This window comes from Sulfurospirillum sp. UCH001, assembly GCF_001548035.1.
Taxonomy (GTDB): Bacteria; Campylobacterota; Campylobacteria; order Campylobacterales; family Sulfurospirillaceae; genus Sulfurospirillum.
The window spans coordinates 2,032,792-2,053,786 of sequence record NZ_AP014723.1 but is presented as its reverse complement, the minus strand read 5'-3'; the positions used below and the strand labels follow the sequence as shown (position 1 = coordinate 2,053,786).

20 protein-coding genes are annotated in these 20,995 nt (G+C 38.6%); 10 read left to right on the top strand and 10 right to left on the bottom strand.

Annotated features, from left to right (window positions below):
* The first annotated feature begins 66 nt into the window (after positions 1-66).
* From acpP to accA, 3 genes are all read left to right on the top strand, one after another.
* Positions 67-297: an acyl carrier protein gene (acpP, locus tag UCH001_RS10285; protein ID WP_025345613.1), complete on the top strand. Its 231-nt coding sequence runs from the start codon at positions 67-69 to the stop codon at positions 295-297.
* A 75-nt stretch (positions 298-372) separates the two neighbouring features.
* The gene (locus UCH001_RS10280; RefSeq protein ID WP_067177565.1) at positions 373-1,584 is read left to right on the top strand and encodes a beta-ketoacyl-ACP synthase II; all 1,212 of its coding nucleotides are present in this window, start codon (positions 373-375) and stop codon (positions 1,582-1,584) included.
* A 9-nt stretch (positions 1,585-1,593) separates the two neighbouring features.
* Positions 1,594-2,532 (top strand): acetyl-CoA carboxylase carboxyl transferase subunit alpha, encoded by a 939-nt coding sequence (gene accA / locus UCH001_RS10275; RefSeq protein ID WP_067177563.1) that lies wholly within the window; start codon positions 1,594-1,596, stop codon positions 2,530-2,532.
* Between the two features lie 53 nt (positions 2,533-2,585).
* Here the strand turns inward: accA and UCH001_RS10270 are convergent, their stop codons facing one another.
* The 5 genes from UCH001_RS10270 to mnmG form a co-directional block, all read right to left on the bottom strand.
* Positions 2,586-2,990 (bottom strand): hypothetical protein, encoded by a 405-nt coding sequence (locus UCH001_RS10270; protein WP_067177561.1) that lies wholly within the window; start codon positions 2,988-2,990, stop codon positions 2,586-2,588.
* A 118-nt stretch (positions 2,991-3,108) separates the two neighbouring features.
* Positions 3,109-3,978 carry a c-type cytochrome gene (locus tag UCH001_RS10265; protein ID WP_067177559.1) on the bottom strand — a complete coding sequence of 290 codons (870 nt, stop codon included), beginning with the start codon at positions 3,976-3,978 and terminating at the stop codon, positions 3,109-3,111.
* On the bottom strand, positions 3,975-5,231 hold the full coding sequence (locus UCH001_RS10260) for a cytochrome bc complex cytochrome b subunit (RefSeq protein WP_067177556.1): 1,257 nt from the start codon (positions 5,229-5,231) through the stop codon (positions 3,975-3,977). The genes UCH001_RS10265 and UCH001_RS10260 overlap by 4 nt, the downstream gene beginning before the upstream one ends.
* Before the next feature lie 11 nt (positions 5,232-5,242).
* A complete protein-coding gene (gene petA / locus UCH001_RS10255; RefSeq protein WP_067177555.1) occupies positions 5,243-5,749 on the bottom strand; it encodes a ubiquinol-cytochrome c reductase iron-sulfur subunit in 507 nt (168 codons plus the stop codon).
* A 93-nt stretch (positions 5,750-5,842) separates the two neighbouring features.
* Positions 5,843-7,708 carry a tRNA uridine-5-carboxymethylaminomethyl(34) synthesis enzyme MnmG gene (gene mnmG, locus UCH001_RS10250; protein ID WP_067177553.1) on the bottom strand — a complete coding sequence of 622 codons (1,866 nt, stop codon included), beginning with the start codon at positions 7,706-7,708 and terminating at the stop codon, positions 5,843-5,845.
* Between the two features lie 222 nt (positions 7,709-7,930).
* On the opposite strand from mnmG, the gene UCH001_RS10245 reads away from it, so the two are divergent.
* The 3 genes from UCH001_RS10245 to UCH001_RS10235 are packed head-to-tail and all read left to right on the top strand — an operon-like array spanning position 7,931 to position 10,265.
* The gene (locus UCH001_RS10245) at positions 7,931-8,659 is read left to right on the top strand and encodes a 5-oxoprolinase subunit PxpA (protein WP_082705715.1); all 729 of its coding nucleotides are present in this window, start codon (positions 7,931-7,933) and stop codon (positions 8,657-8,659) included.
* A complete protein-coding gene (gene pxpB, locus UCH001_RS10240) occupies positions 8,656-9,339 on the top strand; it encodes a 5-oxoprolinase subunit PxpB (protein WP_067177551.1) in 684 nt (227 codons plus the stop codon). The genes UCH001_RS10245 and pxpB overlap by 4 nt, the downstream gene beginning before the upstream one ends.
* Positions 9,336-10,265: a biotin-dependent carboxyltransferase family protein gene (locus tag UCH001_RS10235; RefSeq protein WP_067177549.1), complete on the top strand. Its 930-nt coding sequence runs from the start codon at positions 9,336-9,338 to the stop codon at positions 10,263-10,265. Before pxpB ends, UCH001_RS10235 begins: the two co-directional genes overlap by 4 nt.
* A 13-nt stretch (positions 10,266-10,278) precedes the next feature.
* On the opposite strand, the gene UCH001_RS10230 is transcribed toward UCH001_RS10235, so the two are convergent.
* On the bottom strand, positions 10,279-12,231 hold the full coding sequence (locus tag UCH001_RS10230; protein ID WP_067177547.1) for a methyl-accepting chemotaxis protein: 1,953 nt from the start codon (positions 12,229-12,231) through the stop codon (positions 10,279-10,281).
* 216 nt (positions 12,232-12,447) lie between these two features.
* On the opposite strand from UCH001_RS10230, the gene UCH001_RS10225 reads away from it, so the two are divergent.
* From UCH001_RS10225 to UCH001_RS10215, 3 genes are read left to right on the top strand one after another with little or no spacing between them, the layout of a single operon-like run.
* Positions 12,448-13,056, top strand: coding sequence for a riboflavin synthase (locus UCH001_RS10225; protein ID WP_067177545.1), 609 nt, complete (start codon positions 12,448-12,450; stop codon positions 13,054-13,056).
* A complete protein-coding gene (pgeF, locus tag UCH001_RS10220; RefSeq protein WP_067177543.1) occupies positions 13,056-13,730 on the top strand; it encodes a peptidoglycan editing factor PgeF in 675 nt (224 codons plus the stop codon). The genes UCH001_RS10225 and pgeF overlap by 1 nt, the downstream gene beginning before the upstream one ends.
* The gene (locus UCH001_RS10215) at positions 13,727-13,975 is read left to right on the top strand and encodes a hypothetical protein (RefSeq protein WP_067177541.1); all 249 of its coding nucleotides are present in this window, start codon (positions 13,727-13,729) and stop codon (positions 13,973-13,975) included. Before pgeF ends, UCH001_RS10215 begins: the two co-directional genes overlap by 4 nt.
* A gap of 1 nt (position 13,976) precedes the next feature.
* On the opposite strand, the gene tpx is transcribed toward UCH001_RS10215, so the two are convergent.
* The 3 genes from tpx to UCH001_RS10200 form a co-directional block, all read right to left on the bottom strand.
* Positions 13,977-14,519 carry a thiol peroxidase gene (gene tpx / locus UCH001_RS10210; protein ID WP_067177540.1) on the bottom strand — a complete coding sequence of 181 codons (543 nt, stop codon included), beginning with the start codon at positions 14,517-14,519 and terminating at the stop codon, positions 13,977-13,979.
* Between the two features lie 71 nt (positions 14,520-14,590).
* A complete protein-coding gene (locus tag UCH001_RS10205; RefSeq protein ID WP_067177538.1) occupies positions 14,591-17,047 on the bottom strand; it encodes a diguanylate cyclase in 2,457 nt (818 codons plus the stop codon).
* Positions 17,048-17,137: 90 nt separating this feature from the next.
* Positions 17,138-18,352, bottom strand: coding sequence for an HD-GYP domain-containing protein (locus UCH001_RS10200; RefSeq protein ID WP_067177536.1), 1,215 nt, complete (start codon positions 18,350-18,352; stop codon positions 17,138-17,140).
* 102 nt (positions 18,353-18,454) lie between these two features.
* On the opposite strand from UCH001_RS10200, the gene UCH001_RS10195 reads away from it, so the two are divergent.
* Positions 18,455-19,345, top strand: a complete 891-nt coding sequence (locus UCH001_RS10195; protein ID WP_082705714.1) for a DMT family transporter — start codon at positions 18,455-18,457, stop codon at positions 19,343-19,345.
* Here the strand turns inward: UCH001_RS10195 and UCH001_RS10190 are convergent.
* Complete coding sequence (locus UCH001_RS10190) at positions 19,332-20,753, bottom strand: EAL domain-containing protein (RefSeq protein ID WP_067177534.1); 1,422 nt, start codon at positions 20,751-20,753, stop codon at positions 19,332-19,334. The two genes, UCH001_RS10195 and UCH001_RS10190, sit on opposite strands and share 14 nt — an antisense overlap.
* Between the last annotated feature and the right edge of the window lie 242 nt (positions 20,754-20,995).

The following is a 20,995-nucleotide window of genomic DNA, read 5'->3' as shown; positions in this document are numbered from 1 at the left end:
GTGCATAAAATTCAAATTAAAGGTTTTTTTGATAAAATAGTGGAAATTTTTTAAAGGAGCTATTAAATGGCACTATTTGATGATGTAAAAGCGGTTGTTGTTGAACAATTAAATGTAAATCCTGACGAGGTAAAAGAAGATTCAAAATTCGTAGAAGATTTGGGTGCAGATTCTTTGGACGTTGTAGAACTCGTTATGGCTCTTGAAGAGAAATTTGACATTGAAATTCCAGACACTGACGCTGAGAAAATCGTCACTGTAAAAGATGCTATGTCTTACATTGAAGCACATAAATAATTTTATAACACATATAATAACCCGCCTTGGCGGGTTCTCCCTTTCCCACAAAAGATCACAAAAGAGGATAAAAATTTGAAAAGAGTCGTTGTTACTGGTATAGGAATGATTAATTCATTAGGTTTGGATAAAGAGAGTTCTTTTAAAGCTATCATTGAAGGTCAATGTGGCATTAAAAGCATTAGTTCGTTTGACACAACCGAGCATTCTGTTACCATTGCTGGTGAAATCACTGACTTTGATCCAAATACGATTATGAACCCAAAAGAGGTTAAAAAAGCAGATCGTTTTATTCAATTAGGTCTTGCTGCCGCTAAAGAAGCGATGAATGACGCTAAGTTTGACGCATTTGAAGCTGATGAAACATTTGGCGTTAGCTCAGCTTCTGGTATTGGCGGTTTGATTGTTATTGAGAAAAACTCTGTGATTGTAAACAGTGCAGGTCCACGTAAAATTTCTCCATTTTTTATTCCTTCTGCACTTATCAATATGCTGGGTGGAATGGTATCAATTGAATATGGTTTAAAAGGACCAAATCTTTCATCTGTTACTGCATGTGCAGCAGGTACACACGCAATCAGTGATGCTACGAAAACAATCATGACAGGTGGCGCTAAAAAGATGCTTGTTGTTGGTGCAGAAGCAGCAATTTGTGCAGCAGGCATTGGTGGCTTCTCTGCGATGAAAGCACTTTCAACACGCAACGATGATCCTAAAAAAGCTTCTCGCCCATTTGATGCAGAGCGCGATGGATTTATTATGGGAGAAGGTGCAGGAGCTCTTGTACTTGAATTGTATGAAGATGCAGTTGCTCGTGGTGCTCATATTTACGGAGAAGTTGTTGGTTTTGGTGAGAGTGGTGACGCAAGTCATATTACAGCACCTAGCCTCGATGGCCCACTTCGTGCGATGAAAGCAGCGTATACAATGGCAGGTTTCCCTAAGATTGATTACATCAATGCACATGGTACAAGCACACCAGCAAACGATAAAAATGAAACAGCAGCCATTAAAGAAGTCTTTGGAGCAAATATTCCACCAGTAAGTTCTATTAAAGGTCAAATTGGTCACTGTTTAGGTGCGGCTGGCGCTATTGAAGCAGTTGTCTGTCTGATGGCAATGCGTGATGAAATTTTACCTCCAACCATTAACTATGAAAATCCAGATCCTGACTGTGATCTTGACTACATTCCAAATGTAGCGCGTAAATGCAAAGTAGAATATGCGATGAGTAACTCGTTTGGTTTTGGTGGAACGAATGGCTCTGTCATCTTTAAGCGTGTATAAGGAATTCTAGTGGCTACTTATTTGGATTTTGAGAATGGAATTAAACAAATTGATGAGGATATTTCTAACGCCAAAATCAAAGGCGATAGCCATGCTGTTGAAATTTTAGAAAAAACTCTCGCAAAAGAGATTTCTAAAACCTATAAAAATCTAAGTGAATACCAGAAACTGCAACTCGCACGTCATCCTGATCGCCCGTATGCGCTGGATTATATTCGTGCTCTTTTAAAAGATAGTTACGAAATTCACGGTGATCGTAACTTTGCGGATGACGCTGCCATTGTTGCTTATATCGGGTATATTGGTGAACGCAAAGTACTTGTCATTGGTGAGCAAAAAGGTCGCGGTACAAAAAATAAGATTAAACGAAATTTTGGTATGCCTCATCCTGAGGGTTACCGTAAAGCGCTTAGAATTGCTAAGATGGCAGAAAAATTTGATCTTCCTATCCTTTTCTTAATTGACACTCCAGGTGCTTATCCAGGAATTGCTGCAGAAGAGAGAGGTCAAAGTGAAGCGATTGCTAAAAACCTTTTTGAGTTAAGTCGTCTCAATACAAAAAGTGTCTCTGTTGTGATTGGTGAAGGTGGAAGTGGTGGAGCACTTGCTATTGGTGTGAGCGATCGTGTCGCTATGATGCGTTACTCTGTCTTTTCTGTTATTTCTCCAGAGGGTTGTGCCGCTATTTTATGGAATGATCCAAGTAAGCAAGAAAATGCGACTAAAGCGATGAAAATTACAGCTGAGGACTTACACCAGCTAAATCTAATTGATGCAATTATTGATGAGCCACTTATTGGAGCACATCGTGATAAAGAGAGTGCAGCCAAAGCACTTGGAGAGTATTTCTTAAAATCTTTGGAAGAACTTGATAAACTGAGTCCCGAAGAGCGAATGGCAAAGCGTTATGAGAGAATTACTTCTATTGGAGCGTATGAGGAGCGCTAAGAGATTTTCTCTTAGCGTTTTGACTTCTTCTTTTTCTAGGTAAACCTAACGTATTACCACCCACGAACAAGTGTATGACAATCTGTACAGGCATTTACCATATCTGAAAAGGCATTATGAGCTTTTTTCATCTGTTTCAATGCTAAATAACTCCTCATTTCATCTGCAGCATTTTCAATACGTTTTGATGTAATAAGTGCTAAATTCTCCATCTGTTTTTTATTTTCAGGCAAAATCGACTTTATTACTTCTCGATTATGATACGTTGCATTCTCTTTTTGAACAATATCAACACCGCTTTTAATTAAATCAAGATTGTTGTATAAAAATCCTTTTTGAATGTTTGCCAAACCATTTTCCATATTGAGCATTACCATTGCATTGACTTTTTCAGCCTCTGAGGCATGAAGTGCACTGCATAGAGCAAGAGAAGTGAGTAATAGTGTGTATTTTTTCATGAGATCCTCCTTTTTAAAAACCAATTTGAGACGAAATCAAATAAAAGGCGAGACTCTTAGGGGGATTTGCCTAAGAGTCTAAAAGAGGCAAGAAAGGCATTGAGTCGATCAGAAGTTCTTAGTGAACTTCTTTCCAGATTTTAACTTTCCAAGCATACGCTAGAAGTGTAAAGAGAACCATATAACCAATGAGTTTGTACCCAAGGTCTTCTCTTTCTGCTTTTTTACGATCACCCACTTTTTCCATATACGCAACAACTTGATTTTGAGCTTTTTCGCTCAAACCAACACGAGGCATAGACGTACCTGGAAGCTGTTTTTGTGGATTGTTGATAAAGGTTGAAAGATACTCTTTCCCTTTTGAACGAATCATCATTGAAAGATCCGGTGGTACCGTTCCCATATAGCTCATCAATGCCGCTTTATCTGTTGTGCTCATCAACTTGTCATATTTCATATCATGACATCTTTGACATGCATCAGCATACACTTGTTTGTCATCCATTGGAGCAACCGGTGCAATACTTTGAAGATACGCAACAATGTCAGCAATTTCTTGGTCGATGTCTCCACCAAGTCCAAAGAATGCAATCATTGGATGTGGACGACTTTCGTTGAATTTATGCTCAACTTTAAGTGCTTTTGTTGGCTCTTTAATCAAAGCAGCTAAATAGTTTTTATCATAGATTGCACCTGCACTGCTAAGATCAGGTGGTGTAACACCAAAGCTTGCAGAAGCACTTGCATTGTCCATAGGTGCAGGCATACCTTGAGATTTTACACCATGACATCCTGTACAACCAGCACTTAAAAAGGTTTCAGCACCTTTAGCGGCATCGCCTTTCTTTTCAGATGCACCAAGATCTTTAAACGTAAAATCAGCAGGTGCAACATGAGGATGCATTTGTGAATGAGCAAATGGCTCTACGCCCCAATACACAACAGCTGTAAAGAAGATTACAACCGCTAATATTTTTAACTCTCTCATTTGCAACCCCCATTACATTTAGCTTCCATTTTCGTGATAATTGGAAGAACAATAAACAATACGATAAAGGTAAGTGCTGCACCAAATCCAACCCATGCGTTTGCACCTGTTGGAGGAAGCTTTCCATAAACCGTTAAAACAATCATATCAATGAGCAATAACCAGAACCATACAAAGAATGCTGGACGTTTGTGTGCAGGTGCTGTATGTTCTGTGTTTCTATCAAGGAATGGAAGAAGCATAAAGATAACGTTTGCAAAACCAAATGCTGCAAGACCGATATCCATAGCGGCAATACCACCGACATCAAAGAAGAAACCACGTAACACTTCATAACTCCACAAGAAGTACCACTCAGGGTAGATATGTGCTGGGGTTTTCATATTGTTGGCAGGTTCAAAGTTAATTGGATCCATTGCAAAGTCAAAGTGGAAACAAACAAGGTAGAAGAAAAGTGTTAATGCTACGCCTACAACAAAGAAATCTTTAGAGAGGAATACTGGCCAGAAAGGGACTACTTTCGATTCTACTTTTTTACCTTCTAAATATTTTTTCGCTTCCACATCGAAATCAAGCTCTTCTGATTCTTGGTTGTTGACGTGAGGAATTCTCAACGAGTAGAAGTGAATCGCAATTAAAAGAATAATGACTAATGGCAATAAGAGAACATGCAGCATAAAGAAGCGTGTCAATGTTGCATCAGCAACCAAGAAGTCACCTCTGATCCAAATAACAAGTGCTTCGCCGATAACCGGGATACCACCAAAAAGGTTGGTAATAACTTGCGCTGCCCAGTAGCTCATCTGTCCCCATGGAAGCATATAACCACTAAACGCTTCTGCTGAGAAGATACCAAAGAGTGCCATACCTGTAAGCCAGATCATTTCACGACCTTTTTTATAAGAGCCGTAATAGATACCTGTAAACATATGGATATAAATGACAAGGAAAATAGCAGACGCTGCAACACCGTGCATATGTCTCCATAACCAGCCGTACTCTACCTCTTGCATAATCGTATAGTTAACACTGTCAAATGCCAGTTTAATGTCTGGTTTGTAGTACATTAAAAGAAAAATACCTGAGATAATCAGGATTTTAAACAAAACAACAAGAACAACACCCATTGCCCAAAGGAAGTTGATGTTTTTAGGAATCCAATACTCTGTCATCAGAACTTTGGTCAATACTTTCACTGCCAAGCGTTGATCGAGCCAGTCGATAATGCCTTCTGCTTTTTTAATTTCTGCCATGGCTGCCTCCTTTACGCTTTTTTAGCTGTTAGCTTTTTATACTCAGGACCTTCTTCACCAAGGACAAGTTTCTCACCATCAATTTTAAATGGAGGAATATCCATAGGGCGTGGAGGAGGACCGAAAGTGTTTACGCCACTAGCGTCAAACTCGCCACCATGACAGGCGCATTTGAATTGCTTGGTCGCAGGTGTCCATGTTGGAATACATCCAAGGTGTGTGCAAAGACCAATGACAACGGTATAGCTGTTCTTACCCGCAACAACGTCACGTTTCTCATTCTTTTGCATATCTGCGCTTTTTCTCAAAATGAAAATAGGTTTGCCCCTCCATTGGATCGTTTGGACTTCCCCTTCTTTCATTGGAGAGAGGTCAACGGTGATGAATCCAGCAGATTGTACACTTGGAAGTGGATCCCAAGTCTTTTTCATAGCGCCAAGGGCTACTACGCCACCCGCCGCTGCAAAACCGCCGAATGCCATGCCGATAAAGTCTCTTCTGCTTTGTTCAACAGCCATTCTTTTTCCTTTCGTGTAGTTTAATTTGTGACAATTTTATCGCATCTTTTATTAAGAATCTATGATGTACGTCATTAACTATTTGTTACAATTTTATTTTTTATTAAATATTTTAATATAAACGTGCAAAATATCCAGTGCTGCTGGCGTGATGCCACTAATTTCACTTGCTGCAAAAAGAGTTGGTGGATTAAAACGTTGCAATTTTTCGACCACTTCGTTGCTGAGTCCTGAAATCGTGCTAAAATCCATCATTGGAGGGATTTTGACATCTATCATCTCTTTCATGGTATCGATTTGCTCTTTTTGTTTTTCAATATAGTTTTTATACTTCGCCTCAATTAAAATCTGCTCTTTCGCCTCTTCACTAAATGTGCTGACAATAGGAGCAAGCTTTTCTAATTTTTCTACCGTAAAGTCAGAACGAGCGACAATTTTTTGAAGTGTGACTTTATCAGTAATCTTATCTTCCCCAATACTTGCTAAGAAAGCATTGTTTTCATTAGAAGGTGTGAGTGTCGTCTCTTCTAAATAGGCTAATCCTTCTTTCATCTGAATCTGTTTCTTGACAACACGCTCATGTGTTTGTTCATCAATAAGACCAATTTTATACCCATAAGGAGTAAGCCTCAAATCGGCATTGTCCTCGCGTAAAAGCAGACGATATTCAGCGCGACTTGTAAACATACGATATGGCTCTTTTGTCCCTTTTGTGACTAAGTCGTCAATGAGAACACCGATGTAGGCTTCGTCACGTCTTAAGATGAGTGGTTCTTCATCCCTTAAACTTAACGATGCGTTGATACCCGCCATCAATCCTTGTGCGGCAGCCTCTTCATATCCTGTGGTTCCATTGATTTGTCCTGCACAGTAAAGACCTGAAACCTTTTTGGTTTCTAATGTGTGCTTGAGTTCAGTTGGGTCAACATAATCGTACTCAATAGCATAACCAAAGCGCACAATCTTTGCATTTTCCATTCCCTCAACGGAGTGAATCATGTTTAATTGCGTATCGGTTGGAAGGGAAGTGCTAAAGCCGTTAATGTAATACTCTGTTGCTTCACGTGTTTGCGGTTCCACAAAGAGGTGGTGACGCTCTTTATCACGGAAACGGTTGATCTTATCTTCAATACTTGGACAATAACGTGGTCCTATACCATTGATCTGTCCTGTAAAAAGGGGTGCACGGTGAAAATTGCTCTCAATAATCGTATGGGTCTCTTCGTTTGTATAAGCAATATAACACGGAAGCTGGAAAGGGTTAAACGTTGCTCGATCGGTTCTAAAACTAAAAGGAAGCGGGTTTTCATCACCAGGTTGGAGTTCCATTTTTGAAAAATCAATGGTTTTCGCATCAATACGAGCACACGTACCTGTTTTGAGGCGTCCCATCGTGATACCTAATGATTTGATAGAATCAGAGAGCTTTATAGAAGGAAACTCACCCACACGACCTGATTCATGCGTGTATTCACCGATATGAATAAGACCTTTTAAAAATGTTCCAGTTGTAATAATAATTTTTTGAGCATGATAGTGGTTGCCCATAGCGGTAATAACGCCTGTAACTTTGCCATCTTGTGTGATAATTTGTTCTGCAACTTCTTGTGCGACACTGAGATTTTCAGTGTTTAAGACAACAGTACGCATATAGATGCGGTATCTGTCCATATCGATTTGCGCACGGCTTCCTCTAACAGCAGGTCCTTTAGAGAGGTTCAGTGTTCTAAATTGTATGCCTGCTGCATCGGTTGCAAGCGCCATTTGTCCACCAAGAGCATCGAGTTCTTTTACTAAGTGACCTTTTGCAAGTCCGCCAATGGCTGGATTACAGCTAGCTGCTCCAATTTGCTCCGCTAAAATCGAGATAAGAAGGGTTTTGTGCCCAAGTCTTGCGGACGCTAAAGATGCTTCAATACCTGCGTGTCCACCACCAATTACAATCACGTCATATTTCATAATACTAATACCTTCATTTCATACATAATTCCAATCATTATACTATTAATTGACTGTAGAGTAAATTGAGGAAATAAAACTAAGTAAGTAGATGGTGTCATAAAATAAGGGCATTTTTAGTTTTAGTGTCATGTTTTAGGAATGTGATTATTTATTAGTCTCTTTATTTTAATGGAACTGTGATACCATAATTTAAAAATTTCTTCCATCTAGGAGAATACAATGATCAAATTGAACTGTGATGCAGGCGAGAGTTTTGGTTCCTGGAAAATGGGACTTGATGAAGCCATTATGCCTTATGTTGATATGGCAAATTTTGCTTGTGGATTTCACGCAGGAGATCCTGTGATTATGGATCGATCTATCAAACTTGCTTTAAAGCACGGTGTAACTATCGGTGCACATCCTGCGTATCCTGATTTAGTGGGGTTTGGTAGAAGAAGCATGGTATGTTCTTTAGAAGAAGTAGAATCCATGGTTATCTATCAAGTAGGCGCACTTCAAGGATTTGTCACAGCGAATAATGCCACACTTTCGTATGTAAAACCGCATGGTGGACTCTACAATGATATGATGAAAGATGAACGCATCTTTAGGGCGGTTGCAACAGCAGTTAAAAGAATAAACCCTGCATTAAAATTGATGATTCTTTCCATGGCGGATACTTCAAAACAAGAAGCGATTGCTAAGGAGCTTGGATTAGAGTTGATTTATGAAGTCTTTGCAGATAGGGCTTATGATGATAGCGGACTTTTAGTTCCTCGCACACAAAAAGGGGCAGTTCTTCATGATGTCAATGATGTTATTGAGCGCTTGAAATTGCTTCAAAAAGAGGGTGTTTTAGAGACTATTTCAGGAAAGAGAATCACATTACGTGCTGATACTTTGTGTGTGCATGGTGACAATGAAGAAGCCGTTAAGATGGTAGAAACACTCAGGAAAAACATGTGAGTAGACGCTATCAAATTGCCTCAGAATTGTCTGTGATTGTCTATTTTGGAAATACCATTGATCCTTTAATCTCCAAAGAGGTACAAAAAGCGTATCAAGCATTAAAAGCAAATGCATTAGAGGAATTTTATGAGATTATTCCTTCGTATGCCTCTTTGATGGTGAGTTACGATGTGATACGCTTTGACTTTCACGAGGTTTGTGAGAGGATTGAAAAGGTAATTCATCATGCTGAAGAGATTACGATGAGTGAGCCTAAAATTGTAACTATACCTGTCTATTATGGCCTTGAAGTAGGGCTTGATTTAGAACTGTTAGCATATGAAAAAAACCTTAGCGTAGAAGAGATTATTGCACTGCACACACAAGAGTTGTATAGTGTTTATGCCATTGGGTTTGCCCCTGGATTTGCTTATTTAGGAGAGATTGATGAACGGCTTGCGACATCAAGACTTGCCAATCCACGAAAAGTCGTTCCGAAAGGAAGTGTTGCTATTGCAGATCGTCAAAGCGCTGTGTATCCAACCCAAAGCCCTGGAGGCTGGAAAATTTTGGGACGTACACCTACTTCAATGTTTGATGCCTCATATGATGGACTCTCTCTTTTACATGTGGGAGATCAAGTACGCTATGAGCCGATTTCCAAAGAGGAGTTTTTAAGGCTTGGAGGCGTGCTATGAATGGTTTCATCGTTGAAAATGGAGGACTTCAAAGCTCTATCCAAGATGCGGGGCGCAAAGGCTTTAGCGATATTGGCTTGACACAGAGTGGTGCAATGGATGAGCTTGCCTTTGGATATGCTAATTTTTTAGTGGGGAATCCTTTTAATACAGCAGCCATTGAAATCGCATTAGGAGGAGCCTCCTTTAGAGCAAAAAGTGAAATATGCATTGCTATTTGTGGAGCAAATATGCAACCAACATGTAATGGTCATAGCATTGCCTTGTGGCAGACATACCAGCTAAGACGTGGCGATGTCATCAGTTTTGGTTTTGCCAATGAAGGACAATTTACCTATATCGCGGTTGCGGGAGGATTTCAAACGCCTTTTGCATATGGAAGTTATTCGACAAGCCTCAAAGAAGGTTTGGGTGGTATTGAAGGGCGAAAGCTAAAAAGTGGAGATATTTTACCTACGTTAGGTGCAAGATGCCCTGTTGATAGGCGAAAATTGGAGCGAAAATTTATTCCAAAATATCCAGAAACCATTACTTTACGCTTGCTCAAAGGGTATCAAGAAACGATGTTTGACGCACAAGCACAAGAGACTTTTTTTAACAGCACCTATACCTTTAAAGGGGAGGGTGATCGTATGGGATATCGTTTGAGTGGTGAAAAAGTGATTCCAAGTGCTACAGGTATTCTCTCAGAGCCTATTTGTTATGGTGCTGTTCAAGTACCAAGTCATGGTGAGCCTATCGTTCTTTTAAAAGAGAGACAAACTATTGGTGGATACCCAAAAATTGGCTCTGTTATAGCAGTGGATTGCTTTAGATTGGCGCAATTAAAAGCAGGCGGTAAAGTAAGATTTAAAGAAGTGAGTATCGAAGAGGCACAAAGAGCCACAAAAGCTTTTTATGCCTTTTTTAAAGAGCAAGAAGCCTAAAGCTTCTTCTCTTTTAGGTTCTAAAATTACCAAGAACGTTGTTGAGTTTTTCGGTGAGGTCACTGAGGTGTTCGGTTGCACCGCTCACTTCTTCCATACTTCGAGTATTGCTGAGTGTAATCGTGTTAATCTCTTCGATTTTAGCAACAATAGCATCCACTTTTTTACCTGTTTCAATGTAATCTTTGACAGTATGTTCACTCGAAAGTGTTGCATTATCCATAATCACAGCCGTTTCATGGATATTTTTTTCAACTTCTGAAGCAATTTTTGTAAGATTTTCCATACTTTTTGAGTTGCTGTTCATATGATCGCTTGCATCATTAATCGCTTGGACAATGACGTTAATAGTCGCGTTAATTTCTGTAAGACTTTTTTGTGTACGTTCTGCTAGATTGCGTACTTCATCGGCAACAACGGCAAAGCCACGTCCATGTTCACCCGCACGTGCTGCTTCAATGGCGGCATTAAGCGCTAGCAAATTGGTTTGGTCTGCGATATCGGAGATAACGGTTAAAACACCTTTGACTTGATCTGCATCTGCGCTTAGTTGTGCAATTTGACGTGCCAATTCAACTTCTGTATGTGCACTTGATTGAACTTGATCTGCCATTTTAAGGATCTGATTTTTTGCATTGGTAAGTTTTGTATGTGCCTCGCCAATCTCGATTTCTGATTGCTTTGCTTTTTGAAGTGAAAGCGAAAGCTCTTCTTTGATGCTTCGTGACATATGATTGGTTTCATTGACAATCGAAGAGGTCTCTTCGGCACGTTTACCTACCTCAAGGGCGGTAGAGCTAAGCTCATTGGCAACGGAGGCATTTTCACTACTGGATGATTTAGCCATACTTACTGTGCTGCGTACTTTGTCGATGAAAAGGTTGAATGCAACAGAAGCAAGCCCAATTTCATCGCCGCTTTTGATTTCCATCTTTTTCGTAAGGTCACCATCACCACTAGAGAGGTTTTCCGCACGGTCTTTGAGCTCTTTGACAGGATTTATGACGGTCTTTTTAAGCGTAATAACCAACATTGCCATAATGATTGTTGTGATAAGACACATAACAGCCAATTGTTTGACAAGGACGTATTGCGCTTCATGTACCACTGCTTTCACTGCTTTAATCTCTTTAGCAATCAAGACTTCTCCTGCACGTGTTCCATCAAAAGACTTAAGTTCATCTCTTACCACAAAATAGGTTGGTGTTGAAAAACTTTTTCCTTGAGCAGAGAGGTCAAGGTCTTTGATCTCTTCAAAAAGCTTCATATTGGTAATCTCTTTTTTCTGTGAAAGTGCGGTATCTTTAGCCAACAGGGCATCTTTTGCACCAGCACTTAAGTTAAGAAGTTTTTTGTCAGTTAAAAAGATAACGCTTGCGCCCAAATCTTTTTTCGCATTTACTGCAGCTGCGTCAAAAGAGTCAATGAATTCAACAGAACCCAAATATTCGCCATCTTTAAGAATAGGGGCAACACCTCGAAGAGACATACCTGCAACGCCCATCTCTATAGCAGTTAGAGGCTGTTTTGTCTCTTTAACACTTTTAATGGTTTGACGAAAATTAGAGAGGTCATCACCAAATTTGTTAGGCATCCAGTCTCGCACAAAGCTTTTGATATCTTTGGTATGGACATGAATTTGTGCTTCTTTATAATCTGTTTTTTCTTTGTAAAGCTTCGTAAGCTCTTGAAGACCTTTAATAGCGATAGTACGATCATTGTTGAGCAATGCTTCAATGACATAGTAATTGCCAGCGATGGTAATAGCGTTGGTAAGCGCGATATCGTATTGTGATTCGAGTTGATTTTTAACATAAATCTTGAGTGCCTCTTGTTCATTTTCATAGACATCTTTTTCAATTCCCTTAATGCTTAAAAAGGAGGAAAAAAGGATGAGAATAAATCCTATAATAATGCCTCCAAAAAGAGGAATATAAATTTTTTGTGAAATTGACCAGTTGTTCATAGAATCTCCTATTCACCATTTTTCAATAGGCTTATTATAGCCTAGAAGTGAATACTATCACTAAAAGAAGGGGGAAAAAGGGGGAAAAAAGTGAATAAGAAAGCACATATTTCTCATATTCTTCATAAATAGAGACAAAAAGGCACTTTTTTACTTATAAAAGTTCAATACGAAAAGCGTTATAATAAAGATAATAAATAGAGAAAAGGTCATGAGATGTTTACAGGGTTGATTCGAGAATTTGCAGAAGTTGAAAGCTATGCCAATAATATTTTAACGCTTCGTGCAACCTATAAACCAAACATTGGCGATAGTATTGCGATTAATGGAGCGTGTTTAACAGTCATTGCTCTCTCAAAGAGTGGTTTTAGTGTCGAACTCTCATTAGAAAGTCGGTCATTGCTTGCGGTTGAAAACTTAAAGGGTAAAGTTCATATGGAACCAGCTCTCGCATTAGGAGATCGTCTTGATGGGCATATGGTGCAAGGGCATGTGGATTGTGTAGGGGTTATTGAAAGCTTTAACAAAAGAGAAAATGGCTTAGATATTGAGGTGAGTATTCCACAAAAGCAACTTACATTTGTGATTCCCAAAGGAAGCATTACCATCGATGGGGTGAGTTTAACAGTCAATGATGTTAGTAAAAAAGGCTTTCGTTTAACAATCATTCCGCATACGCTTGAAAAAACATTGATTGGAAGTTATAAAGTTGGGCAAAAAGTGAACGTTGAAACGGATATGTTTGCACGGTATCTTTACCATATGTTTAATAAAAAAGATGCGCTTGACTGGAATGGGGTCGATCGCATTATGGCGATGTATTGATGCAGTATCGTTTTACAACACGTTTTGGCGGTGTAAGCCAAGCTCCATATGAGAGTCTCAATTTGGCTTTTCATGTTGGAGATAATCCTGAATGTGTCAAAAAAAATCGAGAGCTTTTGCAAGAAGAACTCGGTATTTCCAAACTTGTTTTTATGGAACAAGTCCATGGCGATAAAGTGGTTTTAATCCAAAACGGTCATGAAGAACCTACGTGTGACGCGATGATTACCCAGCGAAGTGACACGGCTTTAGCTGTTATGGTAGCTGATTGTATCCCTATACTCTTTTACGATGCAGTGCACCAAGCTATAGGTGTAGCGCATGCAGGACGTGTAGGAAGTCTGTTGCACGTTGGACAAAAGTGTGCCCTTGCCATGCGAGAACATTTTGGAATAAAGATGAGTGAATTACGTATTTTTATGGGACCTTCCATCCATGCATGTTGCTATGAAGTCGGTAAAGAAGCTATCGCTGGGTTTGAAAAGTACATGCATTTGCAAGATGATAAATACTTTTTGGATCTACAATCTTATAACGTGGATGCGTTTATAACCATAGGGGTTAAACCTGAGCATATTGAAATTTCACAAGAGTGTAGTTGTGGGGATGAAAACTATTTTTCGTATCGAAGAGACAAAGTAACTGGTCGTTTTGTAGGGGTGATTGCATTATGATACATAAAGGCTTATCGCATTACCAAAGTGTGCAAAAAAATGCAGTAGAATCCAAAAATTGGGCATACTTAGAAAAAATCATGGAAAGAGCAGGATTGTATAACATTGCTTTTTTACAAAATAAAGCACTTTTAGAGGCAATTTTAGGATTACCAGAGAAAGAAATTGATGCAGAAATGATGCAAAAAATACAGAAAATCCTCTTGTGGCTAGAAGAGACACAAGAGGAAGCAAAACTAAGCTAGATTATTTTGAACCACAACCACATTTGTGTGCTGGTGCTGCTGTATCTTTAAGTGCACAAAGTGCCGCTTCGTAATTTGGCTCTTCTGTAATTTCAGGACAAATCTCTTTGTAAACAACTTTACCTGCTTTATTGACTACAAAAATAGCTCTAGCGCTTAGCCCTTTAAGTGGACCATCTGCGATCAAAACACCATATGCATTTGCTAATGCTCTTTCTCTAAAGTCACTACCTACTTGAAGGTTTTCAATACCTTCTGTTGTACAGAAACGTCCCATTGCAAAAGGAAGATCCATAGACGCAACGATGACAGTTGCTTCAGGAACTGCTGCAGCTTTTGTGTTAAATGTACGAGTTTCTTGAGCACAGACTGCTGTGTCTAGTGAAGGAACGATAACAATGATTTGTGCTTTATCACTCTCACCACCAACTTTGATCTCGCTAAGATCTTTTGCGACAAGCGTAACGACAGGTGCTTTGTCACCTACATTGATTTCACTGCCTGCGAGTGCGACTGGATTGCCTTTTAGTTTGGTTGTTGCCATACTGTGTCCTTTTAAGAAAGTTTTTCAAAAATTATAGCTAACTCGGATAAATAAACTCTTAATTTAAAAAGTTAGAGAATTTGTACTTGGTTACGACCATTTTTCTTCGCCGCATAAAGCGCTTGATCGGAGCGTTTTATGATGTCAAATACCTCTTTATCATCTTCTTTTAATGAACTGATTCCAATACTAACGGTAATGGCTGGAAGATTCTGTGAACTGCCTGTTTCTCTTTCAATACATTCGCGTATCTTTTCAGCTAAGATACGAGCTCCCTCTAAGGAAGTGTTTTGAATACAAATAGAAAATTCCTCTCCACCAATACGCCCAAAAAGATCACTTTGTCGGATGAGTTCTTTGATGCATTTACAGAAAAATTTAAGTACGGCATCTCCCATAGCGTGACCGTAAGTGTCATTAACGTGTTTAAAGAAATCAATGTCTAATGAGAGGATATGGAGTTCCATCTTATTACGTTTTGCCGTATGAAAATACTGCGTTGCCATGAGCAAAAAGTACCTGCGGTTATTGATTTTCGTTAGCTCATCAGTGTTGGCGAGATCTTTGAGTTTTGAATTTAAAAGGCTTAATTCATGCGTGCGCTGTTCAACCTCTTTTTCCAATGTATCATTGAAATTTTGTACTTCTTGGCTGCGTTCGAGCAACTTTTTATTAAGACGCTGTATGTATGCCATAAATGCAAATGAAATCACAAATATGATAAAAAGCCCTATAAAAATATAACGATATTTTAAAACGGCATCTTTGAATGTATAAGGTTCTTGTTCGTAAGGATAAATGTTAAATTCTTTAAGGATGGTATGCACTTTTGAGTAATCAAGAGGCGTTTTAAGGCGAAAGGCTTGATTTGGTTTGGGCGACGAGGAGATTTTTAAAAGTGTGCTGAGGACTTCATTGGTAAGATATTCTGATGTATGCGGTGTTTTGGCCAAAACCCACTCAGGGTAGAGCTCGGTGCTAACAGCAAATGGAAAATCAGGGTAGTGTTTAACGCCTAAGACTTTAATGTCACTTAGAGTGATTAAACCATCATCACTCATTTTTTCTATCACATCCGTACGGACGATTCCTGCATCTACTTTCCCATTTAAAACAGCATTAACAACATTATAATGGGTATTTAGAAAAACAACATCTTTTTGTAAAGAGTGATCTCCTAACTCCTTCATGCCTAAAAGATAACCACCAAAAGAGCGTGGGGAGACCGCACCTATCTTTTTATTTTTCAGATCGCGATAGTTTTGAATCTCAGTAGTAGATGTTTTGGTAAAGATGACACTGCCATATTCACTGTAGTAGCGATTTTTATAGCGAGGACTTAATGTTGCAATACGACTAAGTCCAAAGGAGTGTTCGAGTTGAATGGCATACATGGGATTGACAATAACAAATTCAACATCTCCTTTTTGAACACTTTGTTGCATCTCTTCAAAATTAAGAGGTAAGAGAATGAATTGATGAGAAGGGAAGAGTGCACTGAGATATTGAGCGCTTTCTTGCCATGTCTTAGGTACAATGTCGGTCTCTTCACGACTTGCTAAAATGCCTATTTTAACAACATTTTTCGCAAAGTATAATGGATCAATAAACCCTTCAAGTGAATAGCCATTTTGTAGGAGACCACTGATCTTATAGATACTAGAAATATCATCAAACTTTTTAGGTTCAAGAACTCCAAATGGTTTTCCCTCGTCAAAGGCAAGACTTTTCAGGGTATAGCCTTCATAAATGAGTGCCGCAAGGGTTTTATTTTGCGTATTGTATTTGTCATAAATGAGTTGAGCTGTCTCTTCGATATGATCAAATGCCCATTCCCATCCTTGCTTTGTCGCATTATAAAAACGTTTTGCACGTTCTTTGTGAAATGCAATCTCATTATCTGTGGTGAAAAGTATGTCTCCATAAAAATCAAAACCATATTCTTTTGGATTTAAGATCGTATGAGGGATATTGCGTTCTTTGAGAATAAAAGGCTCATTCGAAATATAACATGCCATGGCATCGGTTCTAAGATTAATGAGGTCATCAAGTTTAAAGCTATGCTCTTGTAAAAAGATATCTTCTTTTTTAATACCATTGCTCATAAGCATAGAAATAATAGCGGCAGAGTTGGACTCCTCAAAGCTCATCATGACAAGACGATTGAAAAGGTCTTTGGGCGTTTTAATGACAGGGTTTGTGGAGATGAGTACAGAAGGTGAGTGTTGAAAAAGTGCCATTAGTGCAACTACAGGCTTTCCGTTGTTTCGATCAATAACCAAAGAAGATTTACCAACACCATAGGTACTTTCTTTACTGACTACGGAATTGACAACATTCATCCCTTGTTGATACTCTTTAATCGTCACATTGAGGTCAAGTTCTTCGTAAAACCCTTTTTCCTTTGCGACATAAAATCCTGCTGATTGAAATTGATGAAGCCATGCTAATTGCACAGAAATAGGTTCAAGCATATGGTTTGCGAAAAGTGTTGTGTAAAAAAAGATATAAAAGATAAGCACTCTCATGGGCAAACCCTTTCTTTAAACACTAACCAATTCATTTTATCACAATCTGCCAAAAAGAGTGATAGTTTTATGGATAACGTGTGACATATATTACGTAAATGATACTTTTGCATAACAGCTTTCAAAATGCGTTGTTATGGTATTTACAATGACTGAATCCACTTGATGTTCATTGGCCATTTTCTCCAAGGTTTCACAGAGCTCTTTAGGATGTAAAATGTGCTCTGCATTTTCTTGATTGATAAGATTGACAAAGGTATTTGCAAGATAGACAATACGCGCCTCAAGCGGAATTTTTGCCTCTTCAAGATTTGCTGGATAGCCTTTGGCATCAAGTGTTTCATGATGCATGGAAACAATTTGTGCTATTTTTTCAAAACCTTTGATCTGTCCTAAAATAATTTGTGCATCAAATCCATGCCTTCTGATTTGGCGTATCTCTTTTTCATTGAGAGGTGTTGTCTTGAGAAGCGTTTCATCAGGGATACGTAATTTTCCCAAATCATGTAACAGAGCCGCTATCTCAACGGCTTCTTTTTCTTGTAGCGTAAGCTCGCATAATTCTGCGATATAACGCGCTAGAGTTGCTACTTTTAACGTATGGTGTTTTTGGTAAGGGATTTTTGCATCGACAATGTCTGCAAACATGAGTGCAATTTTTTTGAGAAGCTCAAATGATACAGCAAGGATTTCTCCATGATCGATCCAATCTCTAAAATAATAATGAATGGCGTCTGGCTCTAAATAGTACCAAAACTGATCGGTATAGGAGAGCTGTATAAAAGCTTCTGTGAGTTTTGGTGAAAACATAGAAGGTGTTTCTTTTTTTATGGTCGCTCGAATATGCTCTTTTTCATGGCTAAGTTGCGCTCCAAATTTTACGTGCATTGCATCAATGCGATCACTTAGATAAATGAGATTTGCATAGAGCTTTATTTCTTCATCAATATGAGGTAAAAAGTGCTCCCAACAAGTATGATGAAAAGCAATGACATCTGCAAAATCACTGTAAATAGGAACGTCTTTGAGCAAAGAGGCTCCACGTGCACAGTGCAAGTAGGAATCTTCCCAATCAAGATAATTGATAAGACAATCGTGCATTTCAGTTGATGAAACGCCACAATCATGTAGCATAGCCATGAGCATGACTTTATCGAGTTTTGATTGACGCCATCCTAGTTTTTTGCCTATTTCACACGCAATGTAGGCTACACGTTTTCCGTGTGTGGTGTCATCAATGCTCACATAATCAAGTGCGGTTGAGAGTGCGTAGGTAAGCTCTCGTAAATTAAGTTGATTGTGCATGATGAATCTCCTTGAAAATCCTTTCTACATGAAAATTGTATAGCGCGTCTGTTGCAAAGGCGTTATATTTGTTATAATCCTCTTTCATGATAAAGGATAAAAATGCAAGTCTATGTTCTTTTGGTATTGTGTGTGCTTTTTTGGTCTGCAAACTTTGTACTCGGGCGTTTTGTCGCAGGTGCTATTGAGCCATGGGAGTTAGCCTTTTTTCGATGGCTTGGTGTTTTTGTGGTCACACTTCCTTTTTTGCTTTTTCATGGTAAAAAAATTTGGACAGCACTAAAACATCATTTTTGGATTTTAGCTCTTCTCTCAGCACTGGGTATTGCAGGTTTTAATACACTGCTTTACATTGGATTGCAATACACTACGGCGACCAATGCTTTGTTGATTAACTCTTCTATTCCTATTATTATTCTTTTTCTTTCGTTTCTCATCCTTAAAACTTCGATTTCATCACGACAGATTGTTGGTATTGTCTTTTCAACGTTTGGTGTTATTTTTTTAGTGCTTAAAGGAGATATGCAGAGTATTTTCTCGTTGCGTTTCAATTCGGGCGATTTATGGGTGATTGCATCGTCATTATGTTGGGCAAGTTACAGCGTCTTAGTCAAATTTCGTCCAACGTCATTGAGCAGTTTTGAATTTTTTATCACAACGGTGTGTTTAGGCGTAATCATGCTTTTGCCTTTTTATATGGCACAAGGTTATAGCTTAGAGCGTGAAGTCATGATACTTTGTAACTACGCTTGGGTGATTGCGTATGTGGTGCTTGTTACTTCAATTTTATGTTACTACTTATGGCATAAGGGTATAGCGCAGATAGGGGCGGATAAGACAGGTCAATTTACCCATTTGATGCCATTGTTTGGAAGTTTTTTAGCCTATATATTTTTAGATGAACGATTGGAGTGGTACCATTTAGGGGGTATCGTTTTTATCTTTGGGGGAATATATCTTTGTTTACGTGTTAAAAAGGTTACTGCGCGTTAGTAGGAAGTTCAGGATGCGGTTTTCCAATGTAAAAACCCTGCGCATAATCAATTCCAATTTCATTGACACACATAAGCACTTCATTGGAGTGAACATACTCAGCAATGGTTTTGATATTGAGCTCTTTCGCAAAATTTACAATGGTTTTAACGATAATCTTTGTCTCTTCATTTTGATGGATGTTTTTGATGAGGCTTCCATCGATCTTTATAAAATCAACCCTTAGTTCTGTAAGGCGCTCAAAGTTAGAGTAGCCTGCACCAAAATCATCAATGGCAATTTTCGCACCGTAAGATTTGACTTGGTCAATAAACTTTGCAATGGCTTCATAGTTTTCAATACCATCACTCTCTAAAATTTCAAAGATGACCCATGGTCCTACGTTGAACTCTTCAAGTTTCTCTATGATAAAGGTTGTTGTTACAATGTTCGTCATATCAAGATAAGAGAGGTTAATGGAAAAACCACTGGAAGAAATTTGAAACGTTTCAAACGCTTTTTGAATCAGAGACATCGAGAGTTTTGAATAAATTTTGGAATGTTTAGCAACCTCTAGAAATTCTGCTGGCACATAATAATTGCCATTTTCTTTTTTAATCCGCATCAGTGTTTCGAATTTTTCAATTTCATTTGTGCGAAGGTTAAGGATGGGTTGGAAAAAAGGTACCACATAATCTTTTGCAAGGGCTTCTTTAAGGGTATGATTCATGGTCATGTTGTGGTGGTATTCGGCTTCTTTGTGGCTGCTTTTATCGTAAATCATATATGAAAGACGTTTATTTTTGGCCTCTTTACACGCGATAGATGCAAGCTTTAAAAGGCTTTTTTTGCCTTGATGTGCACCAATGCTGAGTGTGGTGTCTACTTCAACATCATCGCAAATAATGCGATCTTTGGTAATTTTCATCGAGATCTTTTTAAGGTATTTCTTGAGGTTGTATTCGCTAAAAGGAACACGAATGAGAATGGCGTATATATCAGCTTCAAATTTATACAATGAAGCCTCAACAGGTGGAAGGTTGTTTGAAAGCCACTCACCGATAACTTTTAAAAATTTATCTCCAAAGTTATGCCCGTAAAAATTGTTTGTGTTTTGAAAAGAGTCAATGTTGATAATAATAAGTGTCGAATCGATATTTGGATCTAGCTTTTTGTTGTCTTTGAGAAGTTTAAGGCGGTTTGGAAGCTTGGTGTTGAGGTCGATATAGAGGTTTTTCCGTAATTCATTTTTAAGTTTAGTGTTACTTTTAAGTAGTTTTATCACAAAGTAGAAGCTGAGACTTGACATAAGGGTAAGAAAGATAGAGGCTAGAATGTGTTGATTGTACCACATTGAAATGTAAATAGGACACAATGCAATAGCTAGGAAAAGTCCTGCTTTGACATAGAGTCTTTTGAGATTCTCCACTACTTTCCCTTGAGCCATAGATACTTACATTTTCATGTAGGGATGGCACTTTAGCACAAAGGTTTTGAAAAAAAAATTAAGCACACTTTCGTATCAGGTTCATCACAAAAAAGTCACGCTATAATAATTTTTAATTACAAAAAAGTTTCTGCCTCAGCATGAGGCAAGCTTCAGTACCATAGCGGTTAGCGTAGTTCTTCAAGCTTTGCTTGGGAAGCGTGTAAAAAAAATGAAAGATTAAT

Excerpts from the sequence above, each read along its gene's own strand:
- acpP (WP_025345613.1), top strand. The coding sequence starts at position 67 with ATGGCACTATTTGATGATGTAAAAGCGGTTGTTGTTGAACAATTAAAT.
- UCH001_RS10270 (WP_067177561.1), bottom strand. The coding sequence starts at position 2,990 with ATGAAAAAATACACACTATTACTCACTTCTCTTGCTCTATGCAGTGCA.
- UCH001_RS10265 (WP_067177559.1), bottom strand. The coding sequence starts at position 3,978 with ATGAGAGAGTTAAAAATATTAGCGGTTGTAATCTTCTTTACAGCTGTT.
- UCH001_RS10260 (WP_067177556.1), bottom strand. The coding sequence starts at position 5,231 with ATGGCAGAAATTAAAAAAGCAGAAGGCATTATCGACTGGCTCGATCAA.
- petA (WP_067177555.1), bottom strand. The coding sequence starts at position 5,749 with ATGGCTGTTGAACAAAGCAGAAGAGACTTTATCGGCATGGCATTCGGC.
- mnmG (WP_067177553.1), bottom strand. The coding sequence starts at position 7,708 with ATGAAATATGACGTGATTGTAATTGGTGGTGGACACGCAGGTATTGAA.
- UCH001_RS10245 (WP_082705715.1), top strand. The coding sequence starts at position 7,931 with ATGATCAAATTGAACTGTGATGCAGGCGAGAGTTTTGGTTCCTGGAAA.
- UCH001_RS10235 (WP_067177549.1), top strand. The coding sequence starts at position 9,336 with ATGAATGGTTTCATCGTTGAAAATGGAGGACTTCAAAGCTCTATCCAA.
- UCH001_RS10230 (WP_067177547.1), bottom strand. The coding sequence starts at position 12,231 with ATGAACAACTGGTCAATTTCACAAAAAATTTATATTCCTCTTTTTGGA.
- UCH001_RS10225 (WP_067177545.1), top strand. The coding sequence starts at position 12,448 with ATGTTTACAGGGTTGATTCGAGAATTTGCAGAAGTTGAAAGCTATGCC.
- pgeF (WP_067177543.1), top strand. The coding sequence starts at position 13,056 with ATGCAGTATCGTTTTACAACACGTTTTGGCGGTGTAAGCCAAGCTCCA.
- UCH001_RS10215 (WP_067177541.1), top strand. The coding sequence starts at position 13,727 with ATGATACATAAAGGCTTATCGCATTACCAAAGTGTGCAAAAAAATGCA.
- tpx (WP_067177540.1), bottom strand. The coding sequence starts at position 14,519 with ATGGCAACAACCAAACTAAAAGGCAATCCAGTCGCACTCGCAGGCAGT.
- UCH001_RS10205 (WP_067177538.1), bottom strand. The coding sequence starts at position 17,047 with ATGAGAGTGCTTATCTTTTATATCTTTTTTTACACAACACTTTTCGCA.
- UCH001_RS10200 (WP_067177536.1), bottom strand. The coding sequence starts at position 18,352 with ATGCACAATCAACTTAATTTACGAGAGCTTACCTACGCACTCTCAACC.
- UCH001_RS10195 (WP_082705714.1), top strand. The coding sequence starts at position 18,455 with ATGCAAGTCTATGTTCTTTTGGTATTGTGTGTGCTTTTTTGGTCTGCA.